Source organism: Mastigocoleus testarum BC008 (assembly GCF_001456025.1).
Classification (GTDB): Bacteria; Cyanobacteriota; Cyanobacteriia; order Cyanobacteriales; family Nostocaceae; genus Mastigocoleus; species Mastigocoleus testarum.
In genome coordinates this window covers 53,021-75,260 of record NZ_LMTZ01000090.1, presented here as the reverse complement: position 1 = coordinate 75,260, position 22,240 = coordinate 53,021, and the positions used below count along the sequence as shown (strand labels likewise).

The 22,240-nt window shown below is 37.5% G+C and carries 18 protein-coding genes; 10 read left to right on the top strand and 8 right to left on the bottom strand.

Going from position 1 to position 22,240, the window contains the following annotated elements; translation table 11 throughout:
* Positions 1-92: 92 nt before the first annotated feature.
* The 4 genes from BC008_RS17490 to BC008_RS17475 form a co-directional block, all read right to left on the bottom strand.
* The gene (locus BC008_RS17490) at positions 93-1,856 is read right to left on the bottom strand and encodes a carotenoid oxygenase family protein (RefSeq protein ID WP_036265243.1); all 1,764 of its coding nucleotides are present in this window, start codon (positions 1,854-1,856) and stop codon (positions 93-95) included.
* 563 nt (positions 1,857-2,419) lie between these two features.
* Entirely contained in the window at positions 2,420-3,805 is a 1,386-nt protein-coding gene (locus BC008_RS17485; RefSeq protein WP_027842943.1) for an AAA-like domain-containing protein, read from the bottom strand.
* 585 nt (positions 3,806-4,390) lie between these two features.
* Positions 4,391-4,918 (bottom strand): MAPEG family protein, encoded by a 528-nt coding sequence (locus tag BC008_RS17480; RefSeq protein ID WP_036265245.1) that lies wholly within the window; start codon positions 4,916-4,918, stop codon positions 4,391-4,393.
* A gap of 156 nt (positions 4,919-5,074) precedes the next feature.
* The gene (locus BC008_RS17475) at positions 5,075-5,938 is read right to left on the bottom strand and encodes a helix-turn-helix transcriptional regulator (protein ID WP_027842945.1); all 864 of its coding nucleotides are present in this window, start codon (positions 5,936-5,938) and stop codon (positions 5,075-5,077) included.
* Between the two features lie 334 nt (positions 5,939-6,272).
* Between BC008_RS17475 and BC008_RS17470 the strand changes: the two genes are divergently transcribed.
* Positions 6,273-7,637, top strand: coding sequence for a hypothetical protein (locus BC008_RS17470; protein WP_058183724.1), 1,365 nt, complete (start codon positions 6,273-6,275; stop codon positions 7,635-7,637).
* A gap of 88 nt (positions 7,638-7,725) precedes the next feature.
* On the opposite strand, the gene BC008_RS17465 is transcribed toward BC008_RS17470, so the two are convergent.
* The 3 genes from BC008_RS17465 to BC008_RS17455 all read right to left on the bottom strand — a co-directional run bounded on the left by BC008_RS17465 (position 7,726) and on the right by BC008_RS17455 (position 10,373).
* Positions 7,726-8,310: an endonuclease dU gene (locus BC008_RS17465; protein ID WP_027846267.1), complete on the bottom strand. Its 585-nt coding sequence runs from the start codon at positions 8,308-8,310 to the stop codon at positions 7,726-7,728.
* Between the two features lie 25 nt (positions 8,311-8,335).
* Positions 8,336-8,752, bottom strand: a complete 417-nt coding sequence (locus tag BC008_RS17460; RefSeq protein ID WP_027846266.1) for a secondary thiamine-phosphate synthase enzyme YjbQ — start codon at positions 8,750-8,752, stop codon at positions 8,336-8,338.
* A 133-nt stretch (positions 8,753-8,885) separates the two neighbouring features.
* The gene (locus tag BC008_RS17455; protein WP_027846265.1) at positions 8,886-10,373 is read right to left on the bottom strand and encodes an RNA-guided endonuclease InsQ/TnpB family protein; all 1,488 of its coding nucleotides are present in this window, start codon (positions 10,371-10,373) and stop codon (positions 8,886-8,888) included.
* Between the two features lie 67 nt (positions 10,374-10,440).
* Here BC008_RS17455 and tnpA point away from each other — a divergent pair, with 67 nt between their 5' ends.
* The 5 genes from tnpA to cysW all read left to right on the top strand — a co-directional run bounded on the left by tnpA (position 10,441) and on the right by cysW (position 15,275).
* Positions 10,441-10,842, top strand: a complete 402-nt coding sequence (tnpA, locus tag BC008_RS17450; protein ID WP_027846264.1) for an IS200/IS605 family transposase — start codon at positions 10,441-10,443, stop codon at positions 10,840-10,842.
* 300 nt (positions 10,843-11,142) lie between these two features.
* Positions 11,143-11,817, top strand: a complete 675-nt coding sequence (locus tag BC008_RS17445) for a PDZ domain-containing protein (RefSeq protein ID WP_027846263.1) — start codon at positions 11,143-11,145, stop codon at positions 11,815-11,817.
* 493 nt (positions 11,818-12,310) lie between these two features.
* Positions 12,311-13,369 carry a sulfate ABC transporter substrate-binding protein gene (locus BC008_RS17440; RefSeq protein ID WP_036268257.1) on the top strand — a complete coding sequence of 353 codons (1,059 nt, stop codon included), beginning with the start codon at positions 12,311-12,313 and terminating at the stop codon, positions 13,367-13,369.
* A gap of 146 nt (positions 13,370-13,515) precedes the next feature.
* Positions 13,516-14,355: a sulfate ABC transporter permease subunit CysT gene (gene cysT, locus BC008_RS17435; protein ID WP_027846169.1), complete on the top strand. Its 840-nt coding sequence runs from the start codon at positions 13,516-13,518 to the stop codon at positions 14,353-14,355.
* 92 nt (positions 14,356-14,447) lie between these two features.
* Complete coding sequence (gene cysW, locus BC008_RS17430) at positions 14,448-15,275, top strand: sulfate ABC transporter permease subunit CysW (protein ID WP_058183723.1); 828 nt, start codon at positions 14,448-14,450, stop codon at positions 15,273-15,275.
* A gap of 682 nt (positions 15,276-15,957) precedes the next feature.
* On the opposite strand, the gene BC008_RS17425 is transcribed toward cysW, so the two are convergent.
* Positions 15,958-16,635, bottom strand: coding sequence for a response regulator transcription factor (locus tag BC008_RS17425; RefSeq protein ID WP_027846171.1), 678 nt, complete (start codon positions 16,633-16,635; stop codon positions 15,958-15,960).
* A 1,055-nt stretch (positions 16,636-17,690) separates the two neighbouring features.
* Between BC008_RS17425 and groES the strand changes: the two genes are divergently transcribed.
* The 4 genes from groES (at position 17,691) to BC008_RS17400 (ending at position 21,968) form a co-directional block, all read left to right on the top strand.
* The gene (groES, locus tag BC008_RS17415; RefSeq protein ID WP_027846172.1) at positions 17,691-18,002 is read left to right on the top strand and encodes a co-chaperone GroES; all 312 of its coding nucleotides are present in this window, start codon (positions 17,691-17,693) and stop codon (positions 18,000-18,002) included.
* A 137-nt stretch (positions 18,003-18,139) separates the two neighbouring features.
* Positions 18,140-19,774, top strand: coding sequence for a chaperonin GroEL (gene groL / locus BC008_RS17410; RefSeq protein WP_027846173.1), 1,635 nt, complete (start codon positions 18,140-18,142; stop codon positions 19,772-19,774).
* Between the two features lie 489 nt (positions 19,775-20,263).
* A complete protein-coding gene (locus BC008_RS17405; RefSeq protein WP_027846156.1) occupies positions 20,264-21,148 on the top strand; it encodes a class I SAM-dependent methyltransferase in 885 nt (294 codons plus the stop codon).
* Positions 21,149-21,188: 40 nt separating this feature from the next.
* Entirely contained in the window at positions 21,189-21,968 is a 780-nt protein-coding gene (locus BC008_RS17400) for a class I SAM-dependent methyltransferase (protein WP_036268106.1), read from the top strand.
* Positions 21,969-22,240 lie beyond the last annotated feature (272 nt).

Sequence of the window (22,240 nt, the reverse complement as noted above, 5' to 3'; positions counted from 1 at the left end):
CTAATTTGATATTTGTTGGTTATAAGGGCGCACCGACGTGCACCCTGACAAACGGTATATTTTTTAGTTGGAAATCTTTAGCTGAAAATTCCCTACCTTACCTTTCTATTAACGATATCACTACGTGGATTGAGGAAAAATTCATAAGGAACCTTGGTTAAACTACCCAAAGCAGAAGCTAATCTATTAACTTTATAGGTTGATTTCCGCTCAGAAAGGCGCTCGAAATATTCTGAATGCAAGGTAAAACCAAAGTCAATTTTTTTGGATAAATTGATTTTAGCGATTGGTCCTTGCTTTAGACAATCGGCAGCAAACAGCCAAATTTCCGAACCTGTTGGAGTTACAACACTGATAAAAATGTATCCTTTTTCTTGGGGAATGAATTGAATACTGTCTAAAAGATGTCCTTTAGGACAAACGTAAAAATCAAGCAATTCTCTACCCAATTCAGATAAATGGGTATCAGGATTTGCTTGTTGTTCTATCTTGAGTTTCTCGGTAAGTTCTTCCCAATTTAGATCTGTAGGTAATTTGGCTAAAACACAAGGAAGATCTTCTTCGGGAAGCTGCTCGTCTGTAAAAAATCTAGTTCCGTGGTCGCGGAAACTCATATATTGGCGGCGACAAACCAAATCTTGATGGAATCCTCCATAAACTTGGTAAATTGCAGAATAACCAGTTTTTTCCTTAAGTTCTCGCGGGTCTGCTGTGTAGAGAACAGTTGTATACCAACCTGGATGTATGAATACTTCTTCGCTAATCAACTGAGCATCTTCGTTGATGACTACTTTACGTAGAACCCCAGGGTCGAAAGCAAACATCCAAGGTAAGCCGTAGCATTCTTTAGGGTAGCTCTCGCCGCTAAAGTGTTTAACATCACCCGGTTCTATTGCTTCGGTTAAGCTAATCGTTCCTTGCTGCACTGTAACAAAACGAATTTCGTTATCAATATGACGGTAGTTACATACAAAGTGGTAACTATCACCCCCAAAAGTTACTAAGCGGGATGGAACAGTTTCCTTATTTGTTTTCAAGTCCTCGCGCTTGACTATGTACATTTGTGTTTTCGGATAAGCTTTGCGAGGTGGAATTTTTAGCCCTAATAACATCGCAATCCCAGTTTGGAAGGGCATATCCGGAATCATAATTAATTTCTCTGTCACAATGGCTGTGTGGGGAGTTCCATCAAGAACTGTTCCAGCTAGTTCCCAGTGTTTTAGGGTCCCTTCACCATCCCAACGAGTAATGTAGGGAGCGCTAGTCATATCAACAACGAAGTTTTCCTTACGGGGTGTAGTTTTTAGTTCGCAGGTGATAAGTTCTTCAACTTCCTCGTCATAAAAAGGGTGAGCAGTATTAGCCACCATCGGGAAAAATGATAAGGGAACAGAAACTATATGTTCGTCGAATCGTCCAATTGGCGTAAGAGTCTCCAGGGTGTTTGGATCTGCTTCCCAGTAACGTCCCGCATCTGCTGTGAGGATTAGCCTTCCACCCATATTGACAATAGCTGTGTTAGCTATTTCTGAAATTCCCCAAAAACCGGTTCGCGCGGGGAAGAATTTCTTCGGGAAAAGTTTGATAATTGGTAACAGTGATGAATACCATAAACTGTCCCAAGTTTTTAATTTTTTGCTGTTAACCTTGACTTTTCCATTTTCAGATTTAAGGTCCCACCTAACAATTACACCTTCACCAGTAAATAAGTGTGTATCGCTTTCACGATTAAAAGGAGCAACAATAAAGACATGACCAGATAAATTTTCTGGCCATGTCCCTTCTGAAATTTCTACATATTCAGATAAATTAGCTAATTTGCTAGAACCTCGTAACTTATTGACATCAAGTGACATAAAAATTACTCCTAAAATTTATAGAACTTAGGTAGTGGTAAAAATTTGATTCTACTTGCTAAGTTTTCCTAGGCTTACTTTTTTTAATCAATAGGTATACGTAAAATGAACTTATGCAGTTATAGCTCTATTTTTTTAGTAGTGACAAAATTTTAGTGGTTATGAGAAATTAGCAGTGATGAAAAACTAGTAGTGATGAAAAACTAGCAGCGATAAAAAAATTTATACTTTAGTGAAACACACTGGAAAAGATGATAAAAATTCTAGATAAGAAGTTATGATGCGATGAATTTATTGGTATCAATTTTATTGAAATAATACTATGAAAATAACTTATTACACTAACTCATCGCAGTATAATGACAATCAACTGATCTAACTATAATCCTGTCTAATTATGATTTTACTTAATAAATTAAAAAGATTTCAGATCAAAATTTAGAATAAAATGTTAGTGATATCCATAATATGCTAACTATTATAATAGAAATTATAATTTTTTTTCAGAAAAGTACCTGTTCGTCAGCAATATTTTTTGATTATTTATTTGTGAGTTAATCTTACTATTTGACTCCTTTATTATTGAAAACTGACAAAAAATACTGCCGATACAATTCACATCCAGCCACTACCTTACTTCCTGATTTTTTAATTAGACCCATACTACTTAATTTATGACTAAGTATAGGATCTAAGGGAACAGGTTCATTAGTATTTAGAATTATATCCAGAGCTTGTGCTAATTCAGGCTGTTTTTTCAATGCAGCCCAATGACGCTGTAAATGATTATGATAAATTCCACTACTATTAGGAATATTTTCTAATAATTCCGATAAACTAATACTACCTAAACTTAGGTGATAAAGTGCTAGATGTACCAACGCCGGATGACCTCCAATCATTGCCATCAGTTGTCTGATTTCTTCGCCATCCTCCCATTTAAGTCCATAGCGTTGGGCTAACTGTTGCACTTTCTCTTCACTGAAACTATCTAACTGAATTGGAAGACCCACATTGAAAGGAGATTGATTGAGATCGAGAGGAACGTAAATTTCTGTTGAGTGAACCACAAGCAATCGCAGTTTTTGCCAAATCGGTAACCTTTTTGCTTCCTCGTACCAAGAACGTAATAAAGGTAAAAAATCTTTAGCTACTTGGGGATGCTCAAAAATTTGATTAACTTCATCCAGTGCTAATACTAAAGGAGTATCAGTAGACTCTAGTAAATAGTCTTGGAAATATAGAGTAGAACTTATTTTACTTCCTAAATCTTCATCCCAATAATCATCTAAGTTGGGTTGAAGCTGAAGCAAACGAGCGCTGTTAGCACATAACCAACGCAAAAATTGATTCAAATTATTTAAAATTCCCCATTCTACCTGCTCTAGATTCAAGCTAATAGTACGATAACCTAGGAGATTTGCGTGATCGATAATTCTCAAGAGCAGGGAAGTTTTACCCATTTCCCGAGGAGCTTTAACTCTAATTAAAGCTCCTGGCTTGCTAATTTCTTGATAAACTTGCTCTTCCAAAGGTGAGCGTTCAATATAAAATTTTGAGTCAAGGGGCACTGAACCACTAGGATAGCGAGGGGAGTTATCCTTTTGCTTAACTTCAGATTGGTTGACTTCAGATGTTGACTCTGGCAAATTTGTCCCCAAAGGTGTTGTTTCCAAAGCATCTTGAGCGATAACATAAGATTCCAACAACATTCGACAGTTTTTCTTTGTCACACGCTGACCTATGACTTTAGATAGTCGCCCAAATAACTCAGGTGCGGCTACATTAGTAAAATAGCCGGTGCTATAACCTGCTTCTACAGCCATTTGACTGTAAGTCCAATATTTCCAAATACCCCGCATGATAAGAATTTCTGTGGGGTTAAGGGGACGGTCTTGGTTTTCAATTAGTTTGCTGTCAACAATTTCAAGTAGACAATCAAGGTTCATAGAAATCACATTTATTTTTGGCCTTTGATTGACTTTATTCATATCTATATAGGTACAGGCACTGACTTTAGTTATTTAAACGTATTGCCTGATGAGGTATCTAGGTTGAAGTTTCACTGAGTCTGGTCAACTCAAGGCTGGAAGCCTCCGACTTTAGTCGGGGGTCGTTGACGAATATAGTAATAACGTTTACTGTTTCGTGAAATTTCCGATGATTTTTTTTTATCTTTCAAACGATTTTTCAAAGATTTCCTTAAATAATTGTTATTTTAAATTAACTGTTCTCTCCATTCGCTGTTAAATTTATCATCTTTCATAATATCAACTTATTCACTCTGTATCGCTAATAATAGTATTTATATCGGTATCAGTAAATATTCATAACCATTAATTTTTCAGAAAATAATTTTATATATAAGAGTATTTACGAGAAATACTCACATATATAAAATGTGAACTGATACTTTTATTTGACACTTAAGTGAAAAACGATGATTTTACTCACGTACTATATTGTGTGTAGAAAAGCAGCTTAGATTGCAATAGAATCAAACAAAAATATACCCCAAGTGTAAAGAGTAGCGGTTAAAGCATAAAAACTACTCCGTAATATACACAGGCACTTGCACCAATCAAATATACAAGCCAGGTAATAAAGAAACCAAATGCTCGTGCAAGGGAGGGACCATATGTAGTAATTAAACCCCATGCATGACTAATTCTGGCCAAGGTCAAAGCAGTTCCGAGGAACCACACTAACCAAGTTGGTGAATTCATCAACTCTAAAGCGAGAATAAAAAGTAACCCCAGTGGTACATACTCACTAAAATTACCGTAAGCGCGAACTTTACGTTGTAAAACTCCATCATCTTCGGTTTTTGTGACTACTAGCTTTTGGGTTATTTTCTCGAAAAAAGCTGCCCAAGCATTAGGTTGTTCTAAATAATCTACTTGCAAATTTACGTCTTTTTTTGATTCTCCATGCCAAACTCTTATTTTTGTTCGTTCTAACGCCACAATATAAGAAAGTGCGAAAGCAATAAAACCATTGATTCCAATAAACAAAGTTGAGATGGGAATAATATTTTCGTTAATTTTAAGAATAAAAAACATGATGATAAGATGCTGGCAATCAAGAGAAATACCTGATTGCTAAAAGCTTATAAAAAATTTTTGCTCTATGTCTTATCTATTACTCCAAATAATGTTCTAATATTCCGAATTCCAAGCTTTGAATCTAAAATATAAAATCTAAAATATAAATGTAATTTAATGAAAATTGTTTCTATATACTTTTGGTGTTGTTGCCGTATATTGACGAAATACTCTGGTAAAGTGACTCTGGTTTTGGAATCCAACTTGCTGACAAATTTCAATTATTTTTAAATTCAAATCCCGTCTTCGCAATAGTTTTTTTGCTTTTTCAATCCGACATCCCATCACGTATTGATGAACAGTAATTCCCGTTGATTCTTTAAATAAGCTGGCAAAATAGTTTGGAGTTATATGAATGAGTTTACTCAAACTAGTCAACGTCAAATTTTGGTCTAAATTCTCTTCTATATAATCAATTATTTTCCGTAATTGAGCTTTGGGTAAACCACCTGTGTAGCTTTTTATTTCTTGTGTTCGCGTTGAATATCGTGATAGCAAATGTACTGAGAGCGCATTAGTCATAGAATCAGCGTAAAATCGACTATCTGCACCTCCCAATTCCAGTTCTGTTTTGAGCGCCAAACCCATATGCTCAATTAGTGGATCGCGTAAATACCACTGCGGTACTAATTCAATGCGATCTATATCCAGTAACTCGCAGTTAATACGCTCAAAAGCTATGGGACTAAGAAATAATTCTAATAACTCTACTTTTCGATCTACTTGTGTTCTAGGGAAAGGTTGATTCGCTGGAATAATGGCAATATCACCTTTAGTGTAATCCACGTGATGCCAAGTTCCCCCGAGCATATAACTAGCACGAAAATCACCCAATGCGATCGCAATAAAATGCTGACCTAAATAAGTTTGGGGAATTTCATCAGCAGGTTCTATTTCATGAATGAGCTGTAAGCCACTCCATCCAGCATTAAAGCTTTCCAGAAGATGTAAATGAACTGGATGTTCCTTGTCAGACACAGTTTGCGAGTTTGGGCAAAAGGCTAAAATTTATATTCTAAAATTCATATTCAAAAGCTATTCTACTCCTCCCTTCTGAATCATGGGATATTTTATCAATTCTATTATTCAGATCCTATTATTTACACAATTTTGTCATCAACTTGTTACTTTTTGCTGATTAAATTTTAATGCGCTTGATATTGTGAGCCTACAAAAAATTCCAAGATAAACGTAAAAAGTTGAGCTTTTATATCTCAAAGCAAAAAATAAATATACCTCGCTTTTTGTAAAGGGGAAAAATATACCCTGACTAGCTTCTTTGTTAAATCTGGATGATGAGGAGAAAAAGAAGATGTTTAGAATAAAGAAGACAACTGGGCTAAAAAAGTTAGCATTGACAACTTTAAGTTTGTTAGGAACAAGTTTATTTACCCTCGATATAGATATTTCTCCTGTTTTGGCGAGGGACCCAGTAGATACAGTTTGCAAAAATAGATTAAATGTTAATAATTCCAGCAATCTAAAAGTACCCTATTGCGCAAACAAGCGTTTAGGTGAGACAGATGCAATGGTTAAGCGTGCGGTCATTGTAGTTCACGGTACTAACAGAAATGCTGATGACTATTTCGACCGGATGCGTAATGCTGCAATCAAAGCTGGGAAATTAGAGGAAACTATTATCATTTCTCCACAATTTCTTCTTCAGGAAGATAAAGATGAATTTAATTTTGGGGAAGATTTTTTACATTGGACAAACGGAGGCTGGAAGCGTGGTGATAAATCGCGGAGTTCAAATGAAAGAACTAGTTCTTTCGTAGTAGCCAATTATATTATGTCGCGGTTAGCAGATAAAAATGTTTATCCCAACCTGAAAAGCATTACGCTAGCTGGACATTCTGCAGGTGGACAATATGTTCATCGTGTTGCTTTTGGTAGCAAAGAAACAGGTATTCCAACTCGTTACATTGTTGCAAATCCTTCTTCCTATCTCTACCTTGATAAAAAGCGTCGAGTAAAAGGTAGCCTAGACCAGTTCCAGATTCCAAGCGATCGAGAAATATCTAATTGTCGGGATTATAACGAGTACAAATATGGTTTTGAAGACATAAACAGCTATTTAGAAGCAGTTGGCGAAGATAAAGCCAAGAAGCAATATGCTCAAAGAGAAGTAGTTTACTTGCTTGGTGAAGAGGATAACAATCCAAATAGTTCATCACTCGACAAAAAATGTCCTGCAATGCTCCAGGGAAAACATCGTTTCGAGCGAGGAACTACCTACTATAATTACCTTCAATATTTCTACGGCGCGGGTATTACAGAAAACCATTCAAAGGTAACTGTACCTGGAGTTGGACACAGCAGTACCGAAATGTTCAACTCTAGCGAGGGAGTTCAAACAATTTTTGCTGATACTGACACACCTTCTTCTCCAACTCCAGACCCGACACCAACTCCAGACCCAACACCAACTCCGGAACCAAATCCAACCCAACCCAAAAAAGAAACAGAAGACGAAAAACCAGAAGATGATGAGAAACAAGGAGATGACGATAAAAAAGAAGGTGATGAGAAACAAGGAGATGACGATAAAAAAGAAGATGATGAGAAGCAAGGAGATGACGATAAAAAAGAAGATGATGAGAAGCAAGGAGATGACGATAAACAAGAAGATGATGATAAACAAGAAGATGATGATAAACAAGAAGATGAGGATTAACTTGGTTTTTTCATCACTTCAATAATCAATAAAACCGAAAAACGTACAAATGATGCGCCGAATTAATGCTTTGACATTATTTGGCGTATTATGCTGAACTACTACTTTCCCCTTTTATAAAAGCAGCAGAAATCAAATGTGCTAAACGTAAAGCTTCTGGAACTTTTCCACAGTCAGTTAATCTTTGCAATACTTCTGCAACTATCTGTGGGTTTTCACCGCAAACTTGAAATACAAAAGGTGGAGAACTATAAATCTCACCTGCAAGCTTTAACAGTTCGAGTCGTTTTTCAAGATTTGGTAAGCGACTCATAGCATCTTTAACAGCATCTAAATTGGGTTGACGACGCATCACAGCAACGCAAGGAAGTTTTAGTTGTGCGTTTAATTCCGGTAAATTCACCAAATTAAAGCCCCCAAACCCAATACCATCAATTAAAACAATATGTAATTGTGGTAAAAACTTGCTACCAATTAATAATTTACAAATAGTTTCTGTTGCATTCCAACCATCTTGTTCTAGTTCTCCCCACACCATCCCTTCAAAACGAGTTCCAGCACAAACGATTCCTGCCAAATTAACATTTTTTCCACTACCACGAACAAAAGGTGCATCATCAAAACCGATCGCTCGGATTGTGCGATTAAGTTTTAGCAGCGATTCAAGATTCAAAATTCACACCTCAAGATTTATAATCTCACTCACCATAAATTGTTATCATCACCTTACGTTGTCGGGGTTTAATGTCGCACTCCAGATGAAAAATTTGCTGCCAAGTACCCAGAACCAAATTACCATTTTGCAGTGGAACTGTTATTTCTGGACCCAGCCAAGTTGCTTGAAGGTGGGAATGTCCATTACCATCATGCCAAGTTCTTTCGTGTCCATAATCGCGACTCGGAGGAATAAGTTTGTTAAGAATTTGCGGTAAATCGTTTGTTAATCCCGGTTCAAATTCTATAGCGCCAATTACCCCGGTACTGCCGACGTTAAATATATTTACCATGCCGACTTTAATTCCGGAATTTCTCACGATCTGATTTACTTGATCGGTTAGATCGTGCATATCACCATGACCTTTAGTTGCAACTGCGATTTGCTCTTGGTGAATCATGTCAATTACTTTTGTTTATAAGAAATTCTCTTCTACTCTTCCACATAAATAAAGTTTGACTGGACAGTCAAGCTTTTAATTAAAGTTTTTGACACTCCCCCCACTAGAAGTAGGGGGATTCTTTCGGAGTAGGCTAAATATCCGAAATATCCTCAAACAGACTAAGCTGTTTAGCCGGGTTCCCAGGCACCCGCCGTCTGCCCTTGCGGGCGGCGCGTCTCCTAACCTCTGTTGTTTCAGAGATGGGCATTTTGAACAGACAAAGCTGTTCTGGTTCCCGAAAGTCCTCCGGTACCATTCGTATTTTTACTTTGCAAGCAACGGGGAAAGAATACTCGTCAATCCCTCGTTGCTTGATGTTCCTGGCTGCATTCAAGTCGGCATGAGCCAAATATCCACAATTACCACAAAGAAACTTTTCCTTATTGCGATTAGCTTTATCAACGTGTCCACATTCTGGACACTTTTGACTTGTATGACGTGGATTCACTCGCCTAAAAACCTTTCCCTGCTTTGCAGCTAGGTATTCGATTTTTTGAGTCAGACTGTACCAGCTAGCATCGCTGATACTACGATTTAAACCGCGTTTTCTTGACTGACCGTTGGTTAGAAATCTTCCTTTATTTGATACATCTTCTTTGGGCTTGCATCGTTTTTTCATCCCTGAGATGTTCAAATCTTCCACAACAACCGCATCTGCTTTTCTGGTTAGCTTGTTTGCTAACTGCCATTGGAAAGCTTCGCGTTTATTGGTGATTTTTTGGTGCAACCGACCGATTAATTTACCAGCTTTTTTACGGTTTTTAGAACCTTTCTTTTTACGAGCTAGTCGGCGTTGTCTTACTTTTAAGAGCTTACGAGTACGCTTATTGGTCGAATGTCTGGGATTATCGTATTGGGAGCCATCCGAGCAATGCACCAACTTAGTTATCCCCATATCTAAGCCGACGACAGTTTTTGCATCTTCAACCGCGATTGTAGGGAATGGAGGTACAGCCTTGTTTTCTATTTTTAAAGTCACATATAAACCGTCAGCCTTTAGTCTCACGGTCGCTGATTTAACCTTAAAACCTTCAGGAATAGGGCGAGAATTGAAATATTTTACCCAACCTAATTTAGGGAGATAAATTGCTTTGTCAGCTACTTTAATTCCAGAAGTAAAAGTAAACGATTTAAAATTGCTTTTATTTTTAAACTTTGGATACTTACTACGTCCAGCAAAGAAATTATTGTACGCAACTTGTAACCTTTTAACGTTTTGTTGCAATACAGTTGAGTCTATTTCCTTGTACCACGGGCGTGTTTTCTTTAAAATCGGAAGGTTCGTTATTTGTATCTCTTCAGCAGTTTTTAACTTAATCTCCCTAGTTTTCTTCTTAACCTTATAAATATCTCCAGTATCAGAAGTAGCTGAATTAGATGATACTGAACAGGTTAAAGGACAAGCAGTACCTTTATTCCTTAAATTACAATACTCCCCTTGTACGAATCTCTCTTGATAAGTCACCTCCCTGTCAGCAAGATTGTAATTGTAATTAGCTCTTAGCATATCAATCCAACTAAGAACCTTTAAGGTCTGCTTCTTATTTGGTTTTAACTTGTTTTGATATCCTAAAAGCATTTATTGCAACGTTTATTGTAGATGTGCTACTTATATCTACATAACTATAGCGTACAAATCCGTAAAAATGCAGCAATACAGAAGAAAAAATCATACTGTTTCAATGATTAATTTTCATCTTGTATGGATACCAAAACGGAGAAAACGAGTATTGATAGGGGATGTAGAAAAAAGATTGAGAGAAATTATTTGGGATACCTGCAAAGAAAAAGACTGGAAGATTATCGCATTGGAAATCATGCCAGATCACGTTCATTTATTCGTTAATGTTTTACCTGATATCGCAGCTCGTCAGGTTGCAGCACAAATCAAAGGTAGAAGTTCTAGGTACTTAAGAAAAGAATTTCCACATCTATTAAAACTACCTAGCTTATGGACCCACTCGTATTTTGTTTCAACCGCTGGTAGCGTCAGCAATGAAACTATTAGAAGATATATTGAGGAACAGCGGCATCATGACGTAACCTAAGATTGACTGCACGTAAACGTGCTAACTCGTTCTACATCTCCCGCCTAAAGGCTGGGAGTTTTGAACTTCGACAAGTTCTATAAAAATAATTTTTCAGTATTGTACCTGAAGAGGGATGAAAATTATTGACATTTACTTATAGGAATGTCTGGAGATATTGGGGTGGGAGCTCTTTAACAGATTTACGTATATGATTTTAAATTCAACTGTCCCAAAATTATTGGACTCTATTTTTTCTTATTTGTCTATTTTAAATTAGTAAACACTATTGAACGGTAGTTTGTGAGAGTCATAGATTTCATGAAACGTCTACTTATTTTCCCCGCAACCATCTTATTCGCAACCTTATTAGGAAGTTTCTTGTCTGTAACGTTTGCTCAGATCCCAAATACCCCACAGCAGACTTCTCCAACCCCTGATGAAACTCAAACTCCAACAGAATCGAAGCAAGAAGATTCTTCAACTTCTGATCGAACAGTAACACCCGTACAACCAAAACAAGAAGATTTTCCAACCAGCGATGAAATTGAAACTCCGGTAAAACCCGAACAAACAACCTCTCCTCAAGTAGAAACAGAAAAAACAACTTCTCCAACTAGCGACGAAATTAAAGATCCAGAAGCATCTCAATCAAATAAAGGTGCTTATGTGGGGATCCAGATGATTATTTTAACTCCCGAAATTGCTCAGGAATTTAATAATGACCCAAGTACTAACTTGAAGGTACCTGAAACAAAAGGAATACTTATCGTCAAAGTTTTTCCTAATTCACCAGCAGAAACTGCAGGTTTACGTCGGGGGGACATAATTACAGAAGTTTCTGGGAAACCAACTACTGACGCCAAAGAAGTGATTGAAATTGTTAACAGTAGCAATGTTGGTGAATCTTTACCCCTTACCGTAACTCGTGGGGATAAAAAAAATTCCATATCAGTTCGCTTAGGAGAAAAACCATCTGAGGAAGCTGAAGATTAGAGTCTGAAAACTAGAACCTAAAAATTAGACCTTGACAATTAAACTGTAATAAATATTAACGGTTTGTAGTAGAGGACTAGTAAAGGTTTAAGGAGCGGGAATCATAATTTCTACCGATTCCCCTTGAAAGCAATTGATTGCGAATCCAAGGTTATTAATTTGCAGCCCCAAACAATATAAAAGGCAAAGAGGAAGGAAGTACTTTCCCCCTTTGCCTAATTGCTCTACGTTAGCGTTATGTGACCACGAGGTCACAGTTATCTTTGCCTTGTTCAGAATTAATAGTCGCCAAGAAAAATAACATATGCAGTTATGGTGCTACGCACAAGTCATTAGCTTCAGTGTTCAGCAGGCCCTAATTGCTCGATGCTATATCTACAAACAATCACTTTCGTTGATTCTTAAATTGTTTTGATGTCCCCTTAAGGTATAAAATTAGTATGAATAATCCGGAATCCCGACCGATAAACCGGAGATTAATAGGAGAATACTCATGGGGTTGTGGCGCTCTATCGTCCATCTCATTTTTAGGGGGAGACTTAGTAGATTTATATTCCTGATATTTTTGGGGATCAATTTGAGCTTAGCTATTACTTCATGCTCTATGTCCAATGCTAAGAATTCCGACCCCGAACTAACTCTGGTTTCCTATGCAGTGACTAGACCTGCATACAAAAAAATTATCCCTCAATTTGTAGCGCAGTGGGAGCAACAACACAATCAAAAAATCCGCTTCTATGAAAGTTATGCTCCTTCTGGCGCACAAACCCGTGCAGTGATAGACGGTTTAGACGCAGATGTAGTTGAGTTAGCCCTAGCGTTAGATATGCAGAAAATAGAGAACGCAGGTTTAATTCAACAAGGTTGGGAAAATGAAGCCCCTAACAATGCGATCGTTACGAAATCTGTTGCGGTACTAGTTACCCGTGAAGGAAATCCAAAGCAAATTCAGACATGGGAAGATTTAACAACAGATAACCTGGATATTATTACGGCTAATCCCAAAACTTCCGGTGTTGCAAGGTGGAATTTCTTAGCATTATGGGGTGTCCAAAAACAGGTTGGAATGACAGATTCCCAAGCTTTAGAATTCACGAAAAAAGTTTATCAAAATGTACCAATAATGCCCAGGGATGCGCGGGAAGCAAGCGATGTATTTATCAATCAAAATCAAGGAGATATCTTAATTAATTATGAAAATGAAATCATATTAGCTGGATTAAGAGAGAAAAAACGTCCTTATATTGTCCCCGAGACTAATATTTCTATAGAAAATCCGGTTGCCGTTGTTGATAAAAATGTTGATAAACATGGTAACCGAGAAATAGCCGAAGCCTTTGTGAAATATCTCTTCACCCCTGCAGCTCAAAGAGAATTTGCCAAAATTGGATTTCGACCTGTAAACTCCAACGTTACTCAAGAGTTCGCAGATAGATATCCACCAGTCAAAAAATTATTTACGGTACAAGATTTAGGTGGTTGGGATAAAGTTCAAAGCCAATTCTTTGATAATGGAGCCGCTTTCGACAAAATTCAAGCAAGTATTAGGTGATATTTGAGTAATGAGTAATAAGTAATAAGTAATAAGTAATAAGTAATAAGTAATAAGTAATAAGTAATAAGCAAGAAGTAATCATTGACTGATAACTGTAGCCCGTAAGGGCGTGGCGTTAGCAATAAACTGATAACTGATAACTGATGAATCCTGCTATATCAAATAATCAAAATCAAAAAACTAAAATTCCTCAAATATCTTTGCCTTGGGGAATCACCATTGGCTATCTTACAATAATGCTTTTACTGCCAGTTGCAGCGTTACTTTTGCAGGCAAGTAGAGTAAAACCAGCAGAATTTTGGCAAATAGCAACAAGTCCGATTGCCATTTCTGCATACAACGTCACGTTTCTCACCGCATTATTTGCAGCGATCCTAAATGGAGTATTTGGAACTTTAGTTGCTTGGGTATTAGTTCGTTATGACTTCCCTTTTAAAAAAATAATTGATGCAGGGATTGATTTACCATTTGCTTTACCAACAGCAGTTGCAGGTCTGACTTTAGCAAATGTTTATAGCGAAAATGGTTGGATTGGTTCTTTACTGAAAAATGTGGGCGTCAAAGTTGCGTTTACGCGCTCCGGCGTACTCGTTGCAATGTTATTCATTTCTTTACCCTTTATTATTCGAGCATTACAACCAGTCTTACAAGAAATGGATACTGATATTGAAGAAGCTGCATGGAGTCTGGGAGCATCAAAATTTCAGACATTCTGGCGAGTAATCTTACCTCCATTATTTCCTGCATTGCTTACAGGTATAGCCCTAGGATTTTCTCGTGCTGTTGGTGAGTATGGCTCGATTGCAATTGTTTCATCAAATATTCCTTTCAAAGACTTAATTGCATCTGTCCTGATTTTTCAGAAATTGGAGCAGTATGATTACGCCGGTGCAACTGTCATTGGTACTGTTCTTTTAACAATTTCTCTATTTATTTTATTGCTAATTAACCTATTACAAGCATGGGGAAGAAGATATCAGTGAACAGTTGTCAGTTAGCAATTTATGATTAGCAGCACACTCTTGCAGACTACTGTTTTTATCTCTTATCCCCTATCACCAATCCCCTACAGCCAATGAAACAGTCAATAAACCAAAAATCAAACAGAACTAAATTAATTTTAATTTTTTCTGCTGTTATATATCTTTTATTGATTTTATTTATTCCGGCAATTAACGTTTTCTACCAAGCTTTTAAAGATGGATTCGGCGATTTTATTAGCTATATAACCACTGACGAATTTATCCATGCAATTCAATTAACCCTGTTGATTGCATTAATTGTGGTTCCGATCAATGCAATCTTTGGATTATGTGCTGCATGGGTAATTGCTCGACGCAAATTTCCTGGTCGCGCCCTGGTCATTAGTATTTTAGATGTTCCCTTTTCTGTGTCACCTGTAGTTGCAGGTTTAATGATGGTTTTACTCTACGGGCGCAACAGCTGGCTTGGCTCAGCTTTAGAATCAGTCAATTTTAAAGTCATCTTTGCTCTACCTGGGATGATTTTAGCAACAGCTTTCGTAACTATGCCTTTTGTTGCTCGTGAAGTAATTCCAGTTCTAGAAGAAATTGGTCCCGATCAAGAAGAAGCTGCTCGAACTTTGGGAGCTAGTCAGTGGCAAACTTTTTGGCGAGTTACTTTACCCAATATTCGTTGGGGTCTACTTTACGGATTAATCTTAACTAATGCCCGAGCAATGGGAGAATTTGGTGCCGTTTCAGTAGTATCGGGCAATATTATCCGTAAAACTCAAACTTTACCTTTATTTGTAGAACAAGCTTATAAACAATATGAAACTCAAACAGCATTTGCTGCTGCAGTTTTGCTAGCTTGTTTGGGATTTGTCAGTCTTGTTTTAAAAGAGATTATCGAACGCAAAACTCATAGCAAAACAAGTTAAAACTGACAAGCCTCCATCGAATTAATTTGACTTTTTATATAAATGCGAATTTTCTAATGACGAGTGTTGATTAACCTCCAAAGAGCAAAATTTATATATCATCGGGAACATTCCAATAAGAAAAATTTCTGAAACAAATTTCTATATTTTTGAGTCTTGTAGAGACTTACCGTGGTATGTCCCTACAGATTTTTGGTGATGTGCATATCTCTGAGAATTGAGAGGAGCTAAACTCTTAGAGATATTTGTTTAAAATCGATCGTTCCAGAACTTATTCATGCTGGAATGCCTTAAAGCTTGCAAACCCTTAGGAGCCAGGGGAAAGCGCCCCCTAACAACAAATTATATTTGCAATCAAGAAGGGAACTTTCCTTTAGTTGCCAAAACCTAGCTAGGACTGAAATTTGCCCTATTTGTGGTGAGGATTTAAGAGAATATCAAATCTTGGCAACTCAAACTTGAAAACTCAAACTTGAAAACCTAAATGGTAACCTTTCAAGAAGTTTTAAGTTTTAATAGTCTAACCATACAAGGCAAGATTTTAGTTGAGTGATTAGCTATTAAGTCTTACTTTCTATTTTGGCTAGCCCTAGAATCGCAAATTTCTATAATCCCAAACTTGAAATCAAAAACTTGAAATCAAAAATTTGAAACCAAAAATTTGAAACCAAAAATTTGTGGTCTATGCCATTTGGTTCTCAATTGCCCAGCGAGCTAACTCAGTACGGTTATGGAGGTTAGTTTTGCCTAACATGTTGGAAACATGGCTTTCAACAGTGCGTTGAGACACGTTTAGCTCTTCAGCAATCTCGCGATTAGCTAAACCTCTGGCTACAAACTGCACTACTTTCAGTTCCGTTGGAGTCAGTTGCACATCGAAAGGAACCTGAATTCTGGAACCGTTATCTCCGCCTTTAGCTTGGTGTTCTTTCCAACGGATAGTTTGCTTGAGTGAAGATTCTACTTGGGCTACTAATTCTTCTGGTTCGAATGGTTTGACCATGTAGACATCTGCACCCTTATTCAGACCTTTTACTCGGTCTGCACTTTGCCCCTTAGCTGAAAGGAACAAGACAGGGATCCAAGCAGTACGTTCGGTTTGCCGAACTTGTTCAACAAAGGTATAACCATCCATTTCCGGCATCATTACATCGCAAATAATCATGTCTGGAATATCTTGCTCCAAGATATCCAGAGCTTCTCGACCATTTTCGGCTGTAATGACTTCATAGCCCCGGAACTCTAAATAATCCTTCACCAGCAAGATGAGGTTAGGGTCATCATCAATCAATAGAAGTCTTTTGTGATCTTTCATGCTGGGTTCTTTCATAGCAGTGGCACTTGTCGCGCTTCGGTCCATCAAGGTCTTGTGTAGTTATCGTCTATGGTGGATTATTGAGATGTTGTTGTTTTTTCTTACATGACTTACCCTTGCTTACACTAAATCTCATTGAGTGTCAGCCACTCTTAATGAAACTAGTGTGCGATGGCTTAAGTCTCGTAAGGATACGTAGAGCAGTAGTATCTATAATGCGCTATTATATATCGCTTTGAAAGTGGCAGGCTAAAAAACACCGAATAAATAATAATCTTTCAGATTTATATCTAAATGTTCGCCCTATACGCTCTCAAATCTAAACATATGTCGCTTTTCTAATTTCTACCGCTTCTCATACCCTATAAATGTTAAGCTTCCATAAGTTGCTCTTTTCCTTTATAAGATTTTTTGCGGTTGAGATGAGCTTACAGCCGATTCTTTTTACCCTTAATTACCTATATTAATAGTTATTGGATTTTGGGTTCTATTACTTTTGGATTAGCTTTGCACTTAAATCATTTTTTATAAACCTTCAAAGTAAGTTATTTTGGCTCGATCCCCATAAATAAACTTGTAACCACTCGGATTTAGATATTCCCATGCAGTAAGAACGAGTATATCGATGTTGACCATACCTTAATTTATCGACCTGTTTTTTTAAGTTTCCCCAAAATTCAAGGCCAATTCGTTTTAAACAAATTTTTCGATTTGCCTGCTCAGTACAGATAAAAATTTGAGACTGACTTTTTGTGAGCCGCAAACTTTTTGCACAAATATTCAGGATTTTATATTCCTTTGGTTGGATTGTTTTCGGTATTCGAACATTTAAGTTAATCACTTTATTATTACCCGTAAAGGCAGATCTCTGTTTACTGTTCTATAACAATTTTTTCGCTTTGCAAATATTGCCTAGATAAAACTATCCCAAAGACACCAAAAAAAACAAAAATAATATTTTTATTAAGTATTTTTACTTACAATAACTAACACTTTTCAAGTTCGGGAACCCGTACTAGGTTAATTGTTGCCATCACAGGCTTTCCTTCGGTAAATTAGCACTCAGGAGTTGAGAGTGCTAACAAGGCGAGTAAATTTGTATGGCAGCAGTATCTCTAAGTGTTTCTACAGTTAAACCATTAGGCGATCGCGTATTTGTAAAAGTGAGCGCCTCGGAAGAAAAAACAGCTGGTGGCTTATATTTGCCTGATACAGCAAAAGAAAAGCCCCAAGTTGGTGAAGTAATTTCTGTTGGTGACGGTAAGCTTAAAGATGATGGTAGCCGCATGGCTATGGATGTAAAAGTTGGAGATAAGGTTCTTTACTCCAAATATGCTGGTACCGACATTAAGTTGGGTACAGATGAATATGTATTACTTTCAGAGAAAGATATTCTGGCGGTAGTTTCGTAGTTTGCTAAATTCATGGATTAAGAGTCAAGGGCGGTGATCGCTCGAAAGGCGATAGCTCAAAAGCTCTTAATTCAAACCTCATCAATTATTTTGACAGTTAATTAAAAACCCAAAGCTTACTAACTTCTTCCACTACTATGGCTAAGCGAATTATTTACAACGAGAACGCGCGCCGTGCCTTGGAAAAAGGTATGGATATTTTAACTGAGGCTGTAGCGGTTACCCTTGGTCCCAAAGGTCGCAACGTAGTTTTAGAGAAAAAATTTGGTGCACCACAAATTATTAATGATGGTGTAACTATCGCTAAAGAAATTGAATTAGAAGACCACGTAGAAAATACCGGCGTTTCTTTAATCCGTCAGGCTGCTTCCAAAACTAATGATGCTGCAGGTGATGGAACCACCACAGCTACAGTTTTGGCTCATGCGATGGTTAAAGAAGGTATGCGCAACGTTGCAGCTGGTGCAAACGCGATTCAGCTTAAGCGTGGAATTGATAAAGCAGCAGCTTTCTTAGTTGATAAAATCAAAGAAAATGCTCGCTCAGTAGAAGATTCTAAAGCTATTGCTCAAGTTGGAGCGATCTCTGCTGGTAACGACGAAGAAGTCGGTCAGATGATCTCTCAAGCAATGGATAAAGTTGGTAAGGAAGGTGTGATTTCCTTGGAAGAAGGGAAGTCCATGTCTACCGAACTAGAAATTACTGAAGGGATGCGCTTTGACAAAGGCTACATCTCTCCTTACTTCGCTACCGACACTGAGCGAATGGAAGCAGTTTTTGACGAACCTCAAATTTTGCTTACCGACAAGAAAATTGCTCTAGTACAAGATTTGGTTCCAGTTCTGGAACAGGTTGCTCGTGCTGGTAAGCCTTTAGTAATTATTGCTGAAGATATTGAAAAAGAAGCTTTAGCAACTTTGGTTGTTAACCGTCTACGTGGCGTACTCAACGTAGCAGCGATTAAAGCTCCTGGTTTTGGTGACAGACGCAAAGCGATGTTGGAAGACATTGCGATTTTAACCGGCGGTCAAGTAATTACAGAAGATGCTGGTTTGAAATTAGAAAACACCAAGATTGATATGCTTGGTAAAGCTCGCCGCATCACCATTACCAAAGACAACACCACAGTTGTTGCAGAAGGTAACGAACAAGGAGTTAAAGCTCGTTGCGAACAAATTCGTCGTCAAATGGAAGAAACTGAATCTTCCTATGATAAAGAAAAGCTTCAAGAACGTTTGGCAAAACTTTCTGGTGGTGTAGCTGTAGTTAAAGTTGGTGCAGCTACCGAAACCGAAATGAAAGATAAGAAGCTGCGTCTAGAAGATGCGATCAACGCGACCAAAGCTGCTGTAGAGGAAGGTATCGTTCCTGGTGGTGGTACAACTTTGGCTCACCTAGCTCCCCAATTGGAAGAATGGGCTAATAGCAAGCTCACAGGTGAAGAACTAATTGGTGCGTTGATTGTAGCTCGTGCTTTAGCAGCTCCTTTAATGCGAATTGCTGAAAATGCAGGTCAAAACGGTGCAGTAATTTCCGAACGCTTAAAAGAGAAGCCTTTTGCTACCGGCTACAATGCTGCAAATGGTGAATTTGTTGATATGTTCAACGCTGGTATTGTCGATCCTGCAAAAGTGACCCGCTCTGCTTTGCAAAATGCTTCATCTATTGCTGGTATGGTCTTAACAACCGAATGTATCGTTGTTGATAAGCCCGAACCAAAAGAAGCTGGTGCTGGTGCTGGTGCTGGAATGGGTGGTGACTTCGACTACTAATATTCCTTCACCCCATTATTTCTAAACAAAAAAGCAAACAAAAAAGCTGTCTCTTGGAAGGAGGCGGCTTTTTTGTGTTGGGGATTAGGGATTGGCGATTTGTAATACCAATTTGGAAAAATAATGAGACAGATAGATTTTGTAGAGACGTTGCATGCAACGTCTCTACCGGAGAATCTGTTGCAATGATTTATTGAATTGGTATAACTATAACCGTTAACTGTTAACTGTTAACTGACAACTGATAATATCTTTCTTTAGATGGTTGGTTTGTTGATATGTATTTGGAGAACATACTAAGCGTGCTTCTACCAAATAAAATTTATTGACATTAAATGTCTCAACTTACTGATACCCAAGCCCAAGCTGACTTGCCCTATCTACAGGTTCCCTAACATCAGAACCGATCTGGTACGCGATCGCTAGGTACTAACAAAAGCTGACAAATTATAGCTTTCGGTTCCAGCTAAACTTATTATTTAGTGCTATATGACTCATAGTGAAGCTCTTTATAACCTCAACCCGCTAAATCGTTTCACTGATAAAGTTGAAAACTATGCCAAATATCGTCCTACTTATCCAGAGGAATTAATTGATAAGATTCTTGAAGGCTTAGCATCACCACCTCAAATCGTCGTAGCAGATATTGGTGCAGGTACAGGAATTGCTGCGCGTCAGTTAGCTGAACGTGGTGTGAGGGTAATTGCAATAGAACCGAATGCAGCGATGAGGAATGCAGGTAAAAATGCAATATCTCTAAATATAGAATCTAAAAGTACAGAATCTGAAAGTACGAAATTAAAAAGTACAGGATCTACACATATAGATCGGACATGCCGTGTATCTGCAAAATCAACATCATATTTTAATGTTGAATGGAAAGACGGAACAGCAGAAACAACAAATTTACCTGATACATCTGTCGATCTCATAACTTCTTTTCAAGCTTTTCATTGGTTTAAACCCAAACCAACTTTATTGGAGTTTAGCCGAGTTCTTAAATCATCTGGAAGATTAGCACTAGTTTTTAACGATTTAAATCGGGACGACAACTTTACGAAAGAATATCACAAACTAATTTTGACTACAGCAAATAACCGTCTTGCCACAGATTTTAATGCTAAAGTTCAACCACTGCGAGAAAATCCAAAGTGGTATTACCTTCAAGATCATATATTTGCATATCAACAAGAATTAGATTTAGCGAAATTAATCGGTTTAGCAAAAAGCGTATCATTTATCTCTTCAGAAGAAACAATACAAAAACAATTAGTTGCTGATTTAGAAGATTTGTATCGAAGTTTTGCAAACGAAGATGGCTTTGTAAATTTGCAATATTGTGCCAGCCTACATATCGCTGAGTTGATTCCTTAAATTTAAATTAACCTATTTGTAGATGTTTTGAATAAAAACCATGGATAAAACACCTTTACATGCTCTCAACCCCTTGGGTCGATTTTCTGATCGAGTCGAAGACTACGTAAAATATCGTCCAAATTATCCTGAACCAGCAATCGATTTAATTCTCGAAGGTTTAACATCACCATCTCAGCTAGTTGCAGCAGATATTGGTGCAGGTACGGGTATTTCTACACGTCAGTTGGCTGAACGTGGGCTGAAGGTAATTGCAATAGAACCCAACACTGCGATGAGAAATGCAGCTACGGACGGGACACTAAAAAATAACATCGAATGGAAAGATGGAACGGCGGAAGAAACAAATTTACTTGATGCATCTGTAGATTTAGTAACTTGTTTTCAGGCTTTTCATTGGTTCAATCTAGAACCAACCCTAATGGAGTTCAGACGGATTCTCAAAGATTCAGGAAGGTTAGCAGTAGTATGGAATAACCGCAACCGCAACGATAGATTTACAGCAGAATATAGCAAAATTATCCGGAAATCCTCGAAAAATCATCCTGCAGAGTCCCGAATGAAGAAATTGGAACCACTCCCAGCAACTCCCTATTTTGTCAATTTCAAGGAATATACCTTTGCTCATAAACAAGATTTAGATTTGGATGGACTCATTGGACGAGCGATGAGTAGCTCTTATCTTCCTCGTGAAGGTAAAGAGCGTGAGGAACTTGTTTCTGATTTACAAGATTTATTTCAAAATTTTTCTCAACAACAAGATTATGTTAGTCTAGTTTACTCAACTAGCGTACATATCGCTGAAGTTGTTAAAAATTAACACTTCAATCCTTGACCATTAACTGATTGGATACTGTTATATCGCCTGAATTTAAAGCAAATTACTAAATAGGTTAAGTTGTATTCAACAACAGTTAATTTACTCAAAACCTTATGATATATTATACTATCAATACTTAAAGACTGAATAAGCAAATCCTACAAATCTAGTTGTTATCCTGTCTCTCTCGACCGAGTTGACTATTAATAAAATCTTGCAGGAAATAGATTATTTAGAAACTAGATTTTGTAGAAACTAGATTAGTTTACCCT